General features: G+C 59.2%; 9 protein-coding genes. All 9 read left to right on the top strand.

Going from position 1 to position 10,119, the window contains the following annotated elements:
- The gene (flhB, locus tag ACQ4LH_RS19345) at positions 1-1,137 is read left to right on the top strand and encodes a flagellar biosynthesis protein FlhB (RefSeq protein WP_430698680.1); all 1,137 of its coding nucleotides are present in this window, start codon (positions 1-3) and stop codon (positions 1,135-1,137) included.
- A 133-nt stretch (positions 1,138-1,270) separates the two neighbouring features.
- A complete protein-coding gene (gene flhA, locus ACQ4LH_RS19350; RefSeq protein ID WP_430698687.1) occupies positions 1,271-3,394 on the top strand; it encodes a flagellar biosynthesis protein FlhA in 2,124 nt (707 codons plus the stop codon).
- Between the two features lie 15 nt (positions 3,395-3,409).
- Complete coding sequence (gene flhF, locus ACQ4LH_RS19355) at positions 3,410-4,711, top strand: flagellar biosynthesis protein FlhF (RefSeq protein WP_430698681.1); 1,302 nt, start codon at positions 3,410-3,412, stop codon at positions 4,709-4,711.
- Between the two features lie 78 nt (positions 4,712-4,789).
- Positions 4,790-5,620 (top strand): flagellar synthesis regulator FleN, encoded by an 831-nt coding sequence (gene fleN / locus ACQ4LH_RS19360; protein ID WP_304864332.1) that lies wholly within the window; start codon positions 4,790-4,792, stop codon positions 5,618-5,620.
- Positions 5,617-6,363 (top strand): RNA polymerase sigma factor FliA, encoded by a 747-nt coding sequence (gene fliA / locus ACQ4LH_RS19365; protein ID WP_167145311.1) that lies wholly within the window; start codon positions 5,617-5,619, stop codon positions 6,361-6,363. The genes fleN and fliA overlap by 4 nt, the downstream gene beginning before the upstream one ends.
- A gap of 97 nt (positions 6,364-6,460) precedes the next feature.
- A complete protein-coding gene (locus tag ACQ4LH_RS19370) occupies positions 6,461-6,835 on the top strand; it encodes a chemotaxis response regulator CheY (protein ID WP_178091816.1) in 375 nt (124 codons plus the stop codon).
- A gap of 19 nt (positions 6,836-6,854) precedes the next feature.
- Positions 6,855-7,643 carry a protein phosphatase CheZ gene (locus ACQ4LH_RS19375; protein ID WP_430698682.1) on the top strand — a complete coding sequence of 263 codons (789 nt, stop codon included), beginning with the start codon at positions 6,855-6,857 and terminating at the stop codon, positions 7,641-7,643.
- Between the two features lie 11 nt (positions 7,644-7,654).
- Positions 7,655-9,847, top strand: coding sequence for a chemotaxis protein CheA (locus ACQ4LH_RS19380; RefSeq protein WP_430698683.1), 2,193 nt, complete (start codon positions 7,655-7,657; stop codon positions 9,845-9,847).
- Positions 9,848-9,890: 43 nt separating this feature from the next.
- Positions 9,891-10,119, top strand: a 229-nt coding sequence (locus ACQ4LH_RS19385; protein WP_430698684.1) for a response regulator, incomplete at its 3' end; no start/stop codon positions are given.

Here is a 10,119-nt window from a genome sequence, read left to right on the forward strand (position 1 = left end):
ATGGCCGAATCCGAGAGTGGTGCCGATAAAAGCGAGGAGCCCACGGAGAAACGCTTACGCGAATCCCGTGAGAAGGGGCAGATTGCCCGTTCCAAAGAGCTTAATACTCTGGCGGTAACCCTTGGTGGTTTTGGCGGCCTGCTGGCTTTCGGCGGCAGCATGGGCAATTCCATGCTCGACATCATGCGTGGCAATTTCTCGCTCCCCCGTGACGTGATCATGGATGAGCGCAGCATGGCGCTGTGGCTGGCGGCTTCTGGGCAGATTGCGTTGGAAGCCTTGTTTCCGCTGTTCGTGCTGCTGCTGATCGTATCGATTGTGGGTCCGATTTCTCTCGGTGGCTGGCTGTTTTCTGCCGAAGCCATGGCGCCCAAGCTCAGCCGAATGGACCCCTTGGCGGGGCTCAAGCGCATGTTCTCGACCAGTGCTCTGGTCGAATTGCTCAAGGCTTTGGCCAAGTTCATCCTGATTCTGCTGGTCGGTGTTGCCGTGCTGTCGGCCTGGCAGGACGATCTGCTGGCGATTGTTCATGAGCCGATCGAGTCGGCCATCCTGCACTCAGCTACTGTGGTGGGTTGGAGTGCGCTGTGGATGTCCTGCGGGTTGATTCTGATTGCCGCCGTGGATGTGCCATTCCAGCTCTGGAGCAGCAAGCAGAAGCTGATGATGACCAAGCAGGAAGTGCGTGACGAGTACAAGGACAGCGAGGGCAAGCCCGAGGTCAAACAGCGCATTCGCCAGCTGCAACGCGAAATGGCCGAGCGCCGCATGATGCAGTCGGTGCCCGACGCCGACGTGGTCATCACCAACCCGACACACTTTGCCGTGGCCTTGAAGTACGACCCGGCCAAGGGCAGTGCGCCGGTGTTGCTGGCCAAGGGTGGTGACTTCACCGCATTGAAGATTCGCGAAATCGCCAATGAGCACAAGGTCATGGTGCTGGAGTCGCCGGCCCTGGCGCGGGCGGTGTTCTATTCCACCGAGCTGGATCAGGAAATTCCTGCGGGCCTGTACCTGGCGATTGCCCAGGTGCTGGCATACGTCTACCAGCTGCGTCAGTACCAGGCAGGCAAGGGCAAGCGCCCTGGCCCGTTGCCGGAGATGCCCATCCCGCCGGATTTACGCCGCGACGAGTGACGGCGAGTGCCGTTTTAGCTGGGTTAACTGTTGTTTGGCTTGGCCGGGCAAAGTTGGACAGCTTCTTGCAAAACCCTCCCCAAAGGCGCGATTCGCGTCAAAAGATTGAATTGGCTGGGGTAGTGGTGTGGCAATAGATCGCTCGCAAATGATCGGTGATGTGCGCAGCAACCTGTCGGGGTTGAAGCAGGGCAATCTGGGCATCCCACTGTTGCTGCTGGTCATGCTCGGCATGGTCATGCTGCCGATTCCGCCGTTTCTCCTCGATGTGCTGTTTACCTTCAGTATTGCCCTGTCGATCGTCGTCCTGCTGGTGGCGATCTACGCCCTGCGCCCACTGGATTTCGCGGTATTCCCGACCATTCTGCTGGCGGCAACCTTGCTGCGCCTGGCGCTTAACGTCGCGTCCACTCGGGTGGTTTTGCTCAATGGCCAGGACGGTCACGACGCCGCGGGTAAGGTGATCCAGGCCTTCGGTGAGGTGGTGATCGGCGGCAACTACGTGGTCGGTATCGTGGTGTTCGCCATCCTCATGATCATCAACTTCGTGGTGGTGACAAAGGGCGCCGGGCGTATCTCCGAAGTCAGCGCGCGCTTTACCCTGGACGCCATGCCCGGTAAGCAGATGGCCATCGACGCCGACCTGAATGCTGGTTTGATTGATCAGGGCGAAGCCAAGAAGCGCCGTTCTGAGGTTTCCCAGGAAGCCGACTTCTACGGCTCCATGGACGGTGCCAGCAAGTTTGTGCGCGGCGATGCGATTGCCGGCCTGCTGATTCTGTTTATCAACCTGATCGGTGGCATCGCCATCGGTATTTTCCAGCATGACCTGAGCTTCGCCGACGCGGGCCGTATCTACACCCTGTTGACCATCGGTGACGGTCTGGTGGCGCAGATTCCTTCTCTGCTGCTGTCGACTGCCGCGGCGATTATGGTAACGCGGGTGTCTAGCTCCGAAGACATGGGCGCGCAGGTCAATCGGCAGATGTTCGCCTCGCCACGTGCGCTGGCGGTGACAGCTGCGGTGATGATCGCCATGGGTCTGGTGCCCGGCATGCCGCATTTTTCCTTTATCAGCCTGGGCCTGGTGGCTGCCGGCGCCGCCTACTGGATTGCCAACAAGCAGCGTGCGACCAAGGAAAACGAGATCAAGGAAGTGCAGCGCCAGCAGGAGTTGCTGCCGGCGCAGAAGGCCCAGGAGGTCAAGGAGCTGGGTTGGGACGACGTGACGCCGGTGGATATGGTCGGCCTGGAAGTGGGTTACCGGCTGATTCCGCTGGTTGACCGTAACCAGGGTGGCCAGCTGCTGGCGCGGATCAAGGGCGTGCGCAAGAAGCTCTCCCAGGAAATGGGCTTTCTGATGCCCTCGGTGCATATCCGCGACAACCTTGATCTGCAGCCCAATGCCTATCGCCTGACCCTGATGGGCGTTAGCGTGGCCGAGGCCGAGGTGTATCCGGACCGTGAACTGGCGATCAACCCCGGTCAGGTGTTCGGCCCGCTCAACGGCATCGCCGCCAAAGACCCGGCATTCGGTCTGGAAGCGGTGTGGATCGACCCGACTCAGCGCGATCAGGCGCAGTCCCTCGGGTACACCGTGGTGGACGCCAGCACGGTAGTAGCCACCCATCTCAACCAAGTGCTGCACAAGCATGCGCATGAGCTGCTCGGGCATGAGGAAGTGCAGCAGTTGATGCAGCTGCTGGCCAAGAGTTCGCCCAAGTTGGCTGAGGAGCTGGTGCCGGGAATGATTTCCCTGTCTACCCTGCTCAAGGTGCTGCAGAGCCTGCTGCAGGAACAAGTACCGGTACGCGATATCCGTACCATCGCCGAGGCCATCGCCAATGTCGCGGTGAAGAGTCAAGATCCCGCCGCGATGGTGTCGGCCGTACGCGTGGCGTTGGCCCGCGCAATCGTGCAAAGCATTGTGGGACTAGACCTGGAGCTGCCTGTGATCACTCTGGAACCCAGGTTGGAACAGATATTGCTCAACAGTATGCAGAAGGCCGGTCAAGGCTCCGAGGAGGGCATCCTCCTGGAGCCTGGCATGGCCGAGAAGCTGCAGCGTTCCCTGGTGGAAGCGGCGCAGCGCCAGGAGATGCTCGGCAAGCCAGTGATACTGCTGGTGGCCGGTCCGGTCCGGGCGATGCTCTCGCGATTCGCGCGGCTGGCGGTTCCGAGTATCCATGTACTGGCATACCAGGAAATTCCGGATAACAAGCAGGTCACCATCGTTGCGACGGTGGGGCAGAACTAACCGAGGTTACAGGCCATGCAGGTCAAACGCTTTTTCGCCGCCGATATGCGTACCGCCATGAAGCTGGTGCGTGATGAGCTGGGTGCCGATGCCTCGATCATTGGCAATCGCCGGGTTGCCGGCGGTGTCGAGCTGACCGCCGCGCTGGATTATCAGGTGCCTGCTGCACCGGCCCGTCAGCCAAACCCGGCGCTGGAAGCCGAGCTGCGCAAGACCCAGGCAAAAATCGCCACGGCCCAGGCCGAGCTGACCACCCGCACCCAGGTGGATGCCGGCAAGGACCGCCAGCTGTTTGGCGCAGCCGACAGCATGCCTGCTGACAGCCTGGCGGCCGTGATGCGCAAATCGCAGGCTGCGCCTGCTGCGGCAACCGATCAGCGCGCCCTGGATGCCATGCGCTTCGAACTGCACGGCCTGCGCGAGCTGATTGAAGTACAGCTGGGTTCGATTGCCTGGGGCCAGTTGCAGACCCGCCGCCCGCAGCAAGCCAATCTATGGCGTCGTCTGCAGCGCATGGGGCTGTCGGCCGAATTGTCGAAAGCGTTGCTGGAACGTGTCAGCACCGTGACCGAACCCCGTCAGGCCTGGCGCATGTTGCTGGCGCATCTGGCCCACGCGATCAAAACGCCGAAGCAGGAACCGATGGAAGAGGGCGGCGTGATCGCCCTGGTGGGCCCGGCTGGCATGGGCAAGACCACTACTCTGGCCAAGCTGGCCGCGCGTTACGTGCTTAAGTACGGCGCGCAGCATATCGCCCTGGTCAGCCTGGACAGCTACCGCATTGGCGCCCAGGAACAACTTAAAACCTTGGGGCGCATTCTCAACGTCCCGGTGACCCTGGTTGACCCGGGCCAGTCGCTGACCCAGGCCCTGGCTCCGCTGGCGCGCAAGCGTGTGGTGCTGATCGATACCGCCGGCCTGCCAGCCAACGATCCAGCCCTGCGCATGCAGCTGGAAACCCTGGCCAGCCGTGGCGTCAACGCAAAAAATTATCTGGTAATGGCTGCCACCAGCCAGGGCCAAGTGCTGAAAGCCGCCTACCATAGTTATAAGCGTTGCGGCTTGTCTGGCTGCATCCTGACCAAAGCGGATGAAGCCACCAGCCTGGGTGAGGTTTTAGGACTGGCTATTAGCCAGCGTCTACCGGTAGCCTATCTCACTGATGGGCCACGCATTCCCGATGATCTGCAGATACCCCGCAGTCATCAGTTGGTAAGCCGAGCCGTAGGGCTGCAGGCGACCCAAGATCCAAGCGAGGATACGATGGCGGAGATGTTTGCCGGCCTTTACCAGCAACCCGCACGACGCGTCAGTTAAGTGCCAGGCTGTTGGAATTGAACCGTGCTTAGCCGGCCAAGTGGCTCCAGTCGAAGTTAGACAAGGTGTGTAGAAAATATGGGTATGCATCCCGTACAGGTGATTGCGGTGACCGGCGGCAAAGGTGGTGTCGGTAAGACCAACGTCTCGGTGAACCTGGCTTTGGCCCTGGCTGATCTAGGTCGCCGGGTAATGCTGATGGACGCCGACCTGGGCTTGGCCAACGTCGATGTGCTGCTTGGCCTGAGCGCCAAACGCACCCTGGAAAACGTCATCAGTGGCGAGTGCGAACTGCGCGATGTACTGCTGCAGGGGCCGGGCGGCATTCGTATCGTGCCGGCAGCCTCGGGTATTCAGAGCATGGTGCAGCTGTCACCCATGCAGCATGCCGGGCTGATCCAGGCCTTCAGCGATATCAGTGACAACCTCGATGTGTTGATCATCGACACCGCTGCCGGTATCGGTGATGGCGTGGTCAGTTTTGTGCGCGCCGCCCAAGAAGTGCTGGTGGTGGTGTGTGATGAACCGACGTCGATTACCGACGCCTACGCACTGATCAAATTGCTCAACCGCGACCACGGCATGAATCGTTTTCGCGTATTGGCCAATATGGCCCATAGCCCGCAGGAAGGTCGTAACCTCTTTGCTAAGCTGACTAAAGTCACTGACCGTTTTCTCGATGTTGCCCTGCAGTATGTAGGTGCAGTGCCTTACGATGAGTCAGTCCGCAAGGCCGTGCAGAAACAGCGTGCGGTCTATGAAGCCTTCCCGCGCTCGAAGTGCGCGCTGGCGTTCAAGGCGATAGCCCAGAAAGTCGACGCCTGGCCGTTACCGGCCAACCCGCGCGGTCATTTGGAGTTTTTCGTTGAGCGTCTGGTGCAGCAACCGATCGCAGACACGGCCATATGACAGCAGCCTCTGGACTTCGTATGTATAGCAAGGCGCAGGCGCAGGATTCCCAGCACCAGTTGATCGAGCGCTACGCGCCCTTGGTCAAACGCATTGCCTATCACCTGTTGGCCCGTCTGCCGGCCAATGTGCAGGTCGACGATTTGATCCAGGCCGGGATGATCGGCCTGCTCGAAGCGTCAAAAAAATACGACTCCAGCAAAGGCGCCAGTTTCGAGACATTCGCCGGTATTCGCATCCGCGGTTCTATGCTCGATGAGGTGCGCAAAGGTGACTGGGCGCCTCGTTCGGTGCATCGCAATAGCCGCATGGTCAGCGACGCGATTAGAAAAATTGAGGCCAGAACCGGCAGAGACGCTAAAGATCAAGAGGTTGCGGCCGAACTCCAATTGAGTCTCGAGGATTACTACGGCATTCTTGGCGACACTTTAGGCAGCCGCCTGTTCAGTTTCGACGACCTGTTGCAGGACGGCGAACATGGTGGGCTGGGTGAAGACGCTGGCAGCAACCACCTCGAACCTTCTCGTGATCTGGAAGATGAACGCTTTCAGGCGGCCCTGGCGGATGCCATTGCCAACCTGCCGGAGCGCGAGCGCCTAGTGTTAGCGCTATATTACGATGAAGAATTGAATCTTAAAGAGATCGGCGAGGTGTTGGGGGTTAGCGAATCACGTGTAAGCCAACTACACAGTCAGTGTGCCGCTCGTTTACGCGCTCGTTTGGGCGAGTGGCGCGCACATTGAGCAGCATTCGCTAACACTAGGCCGGTTTCACGATTAAAAGCGCATACAGGTTGCTGGGTGCGTTTGGGACTGTACGGAGGTCGACTTGGACAAGAACATGAAAATCCTCATCGTGGATGACTTTTCAACGATGCGACGGATCATCAAGAACCTCCTGCGTGACTTGGGGTTCACCAACACAGCGGAAGCCGATGATGGCGTCACCGCGCTGCCCATGCTGCAAAGCGGCAGTTTCGATTTTCTGGTGACTGACTGGAACATGCCCGGCATGACGGGTATCGACCTGCTGCGCGCGGTGCGTGCGGATGAGCGCCTGAAAACCCTGCCGGTATTGATGGTTACCGCAGAAGCCAAGCGTGATCAGATCATCGAAGCAGCCCAGGCTGGGGTTAACGGTTATGTAGTCAAGCCGTTCACTGCCCAGGTACTGAAAGAGAAGATTGAAAAAATCTTCGAACGCGTCAACGGCTGATGTCTGCCATGAGGTTGCTATGGAACATAAAGATTCCGCTCAGGGTGACCTTGAGTCGTCCCTGAAACACAACGCTCGCCAACTGGTCGACAGCCTGGAGCAAGGCAACTTTGGTGAAGCGGTACAGCTGATACATGAGCTCAACAAGGCACGTGACCGCGGCCTGTACCACGAGGTCGGTAAGCTCACCCGTGAGCTGCATAACGCCATTGTCAATTTCCAGCTAGACCCCCGTGTGCCACATGCCACCGAAGTCTCGCAAATCACCGATGCTACCGAACGCCTGAATTATGTGGTGACGATGACCGAGAAAGCGGCCAATCGCACCATGGATCTGGTTGAGCAGAGCGCACCACTGGTTAATGACCTCAGCGCTGAAGCGCATAGCCTGAGTGCCGACTGGGGGCGCTTTATGCGCCGCGAGATGAGCGCCGATGGTTTCCGTGAGTTGGCCAAGCGTGTTGAGCTGTTTCTCGCTCGCAGCGAGCGCGATGGTGCCAAGATTTCTGGCCATCTCAACGACATTCTGCTGGCTCAGGACTATCAGGACTTGACGGGGCAGGTGATCAAGCGCGTGACCCAGCTGGTGACCGAAGTTGAAAGCAACCTGCTGAAACTGGTGCTGATGGCCAGTCAGGTGGATCAGTTTGCTGGCATTGAGCACAATCATGAGTTGCTCCGCGCCGAACAAGAAAAGCAAAAAGAGCCTTCCCGTGGTGAAGGTCCGCAGATTCATGCCGATAAGCGTGAAGACGTCGCATCCAATCAGGATGATGTCGACGACCTGCTTTCCAGCCTGGGATTTTAGGAGCACGTCTTATGAGCTTCGGCGCCGATGAAGAAATCCTCCAGGACTTCCTGGTAGAGGCCGGCGAGATTCTTGAACTGTTGTCCGAGCAGCTGGTAGAGCTGGAAAGCCGCCCGGACGACATGAATCTGCTCAACGCTATTTTTCGCGGTTTTCACACCGTCAAAGGTGGTGCCGGTTTTCTCCAGCTCAATGAGCTGGTGGAGTGTTGCCATATCGCAGAAAACGTCTTTGACATCCTGCGTAAGGGTGAGCGGCGCGTCGACTCCGAGTTGATGGATGTGGTGCTGGAAGCACTGGATGCCGTCAACAGCATGTTTACCGAGGTGCGTGAACGCACCGATCTGACCCCTGCCACTCCGGAACTGCTGGCTGCTTTGGCGCGCCTGGCTGAGCCTGGTGGGGCTGCTGAGCCAGCAGCTGCTGAAGCCGAGCCTGAGCCAGAAGTGGAGCAGGCTGCTGGCGATATTACCGACAGTGAATTCGAACAGTTGCTGGGTGCCCTGGACGAGTCTCCGGCGCAAGCCCCCAGTGCTGCCAGCAGTGATGAAATCACCGATGATGAGTTCGAATCTCTGCTTGATCAGCTGCATGGCAAAGGCCAGTTCGCAGCGTCTGACGTTGCTGCTCCTGCCGCACCTGCCGCTTCGGCGCCAGTAGCGGCGTCCGGTGATGAAATCACCGACGATGAGTTCGAATCGCTGCTCGATCAGTTGCATGGCAAAGGCCAGTTTGTGCCGCCACCGGTATCTGCACCTGCCGCGCCAGCAGCCAAGGCTGAGCCTGCAGCACCCCCGAGCGGTGATATCACCGACGATGAGTTCGAAGCCCTGCTTGATCAGCTGCATGGCAAAGGCAAGTTTGTCGAGCCTGAAGCGATCAAACCTGCGGCGCCAGCGCCGGCAGCCAAGCCTGCGGAACCTGCCAAAGTCGCAGCCAAACCTGCCGCTAAACCTGCAGCGAAGGTTGAGCCGGCCAAGGCACCTGCGCCTCCGGTTGCCGCACCTGCAGCAGAAAAGGCCGCGCCGCCCAGCGAAGCGGAAACCACCGTGCGGGTCGATACCGCGCGGCTGGATGAAATCATGAATATGGTCGGTGAACTGGTGCTGGTGCGTAACCGTCTGGTACGTCTGGGCGCCAGCAGCGGCGATGAGGCCATGTCCAAGGCGGTGTCCAACCTGGATGTGGTAACCGCTGATCTGCAGACGGCGGTGATGAAAACCCGCATGCAGCCAATCAAGAAGGTCTTCGGGCGCTTCCCGCGTCTGGTCCGCGACCTGGCGCGCCAGCTCAAGAAAGAGATTAATCTGGAGTTGGTCGGCGAAGAAACCGACCTCGATAAGAACCTAGTCGAGGCCCTGGCCGATCCGCTGGTGCACTTGGTGCGCAACGCGGTCGACCACGGTATCGAGATGCCGGAGGAGCGCGAGGCTTCAGGCAAAGCGCGTGGCGGTAAGGTGATACTGTCCGCCGAGCAGGAAGGCGACCATATCCTGTTGTCGATCTCTGATGACGGCAAGGGCATGGATGCTGACCAGTTGCGCGCCAAGGCCGTGGAGAAAGGCCTGCTGGATAAAGACGCCGCTGACCGCCTCAACGAATTCGAATGCTACAACCTGATTTTTGCCCCAGGCTTCTCGACCAAAACCGAGATTTCCGATGTGTCCGGCCGCGGTGTGGGCATGGACGTGGTGAAAACCAAGATTTCCCAGCTCAATGGCACGGTCAACGTGTTCTCGGTCAAGGGCCAGGGCTCGAAGATCGTGATCAAGGTGCCGCTGACCCTGGCAATTATGCCGACGCTGATGGTGATGCTGGCCAATCAGGCGTTTGCCTTCCCGCTGGTCAACGTCAACGAAATCTTCCACCTCGACCTGTCGCGGACCAATGTGGTCGACGGCCAGGAAGTGGTGATCGTGCGTGACAAGGCTCTGCCGCTGTTCTATCTCAAGCGCTGGTTGATCGGCAATGCTGCCCATGTGGAGCAGGGTGAGGGCCATGTGGTGATTCTCACCGTAGGCAGTCAACGTATTGGCTTCGTGGTCGATCAACTGGTCGGCCAGGAGGAAGTGGTGATCAAGCCGCTGGGCAAAATGCTGCAGGGCACTCCAGGCATGTCGGGCGCGACCATCACCGGTGATGGACGTATTGCCCTGATTCTTGACGTGCCTAGCATGCTTAAACGCTACGCACGGCGTATCTGATTGTTAGCGGCGCAGGTATCTGTCGCGCCGTTTAGGAGTGTTTATGGCTGTTAAGGTGTTGGTGGTTGATGACTCCGGCTTTTTTCGTCGGCGCGTGTCGGAAATTCTTTCAGCCGATCCGAATATTCAGGTGATCGGCACCGCCACTAACGGCCGTGAAGCCATCGAGCAGGCGCAGGCGCTCAAGCCTGACGTGATTACCATGGATTACGAGATGCCGATGATGGATGGCATCACGGCCGTGCGTAACATCATGCAGCGCTGTCCGACGC

It is taken from the genome of Pseudomonas peli, assembly GCF_050563605.1.
In the GTDB taxonomy this organism is placed as follows: domain Bacteria; phylum Pseudomonadota; class Gammaproteobacteria; order Pseudomonadales; family Pseudomonadaceae; genus Aquipseudomonas; species Aquipseudomonas peli_A.

Coding starts and splice junctions, on each gene's coding strand:
- flhB (WP_430698680.1), top strand. CDS start 1: ATGGCCGAATCCGAGAGTGGTGCCGATAAAAGCGAGGAGCCCACGGAG.
- flhF (WP_430698681.1), top strand. CDS start 3,410: ATGCAGGTCAAACGCTTTTTCGCCGCCGATATGCGTACCGCCATGAAG.
- fleN (WP_304864332.1), top strand. CDS start 4,790: ATGGGTATGCATCCCGTACAGGTGATTGCGGTGACCGGCGGCAAAGGT.
- fliA (WP_167145311.1), top strand. CDS start 5,617: ATGACAGCAGCCTCTGGACTTCGTATGTATAGCAAGGCGCAGGCGCAG.
- ACQ4LH_RS19370 (WP_178091816.1), top strand. CDS start 6,461: ATGAAAATCCTCATCGTGGATGACTTTTCAACGATGCGACGGATCATC.
- ACQ4LH_RS19375 (WP_430698682.1), top strand. CDS start 6,855: ATGGAACATAAAGATTCCGCTCAGGGTGACCTTGAGTCGTCCCTGAAA.
- ACQ4LH_RS19380 (WP_430698683.1), top strand. CDS start 7,655: ATGAGCTTCGGCGCCGATGAAGAAATCCTCCAGGACTTCCTGGTAGAG.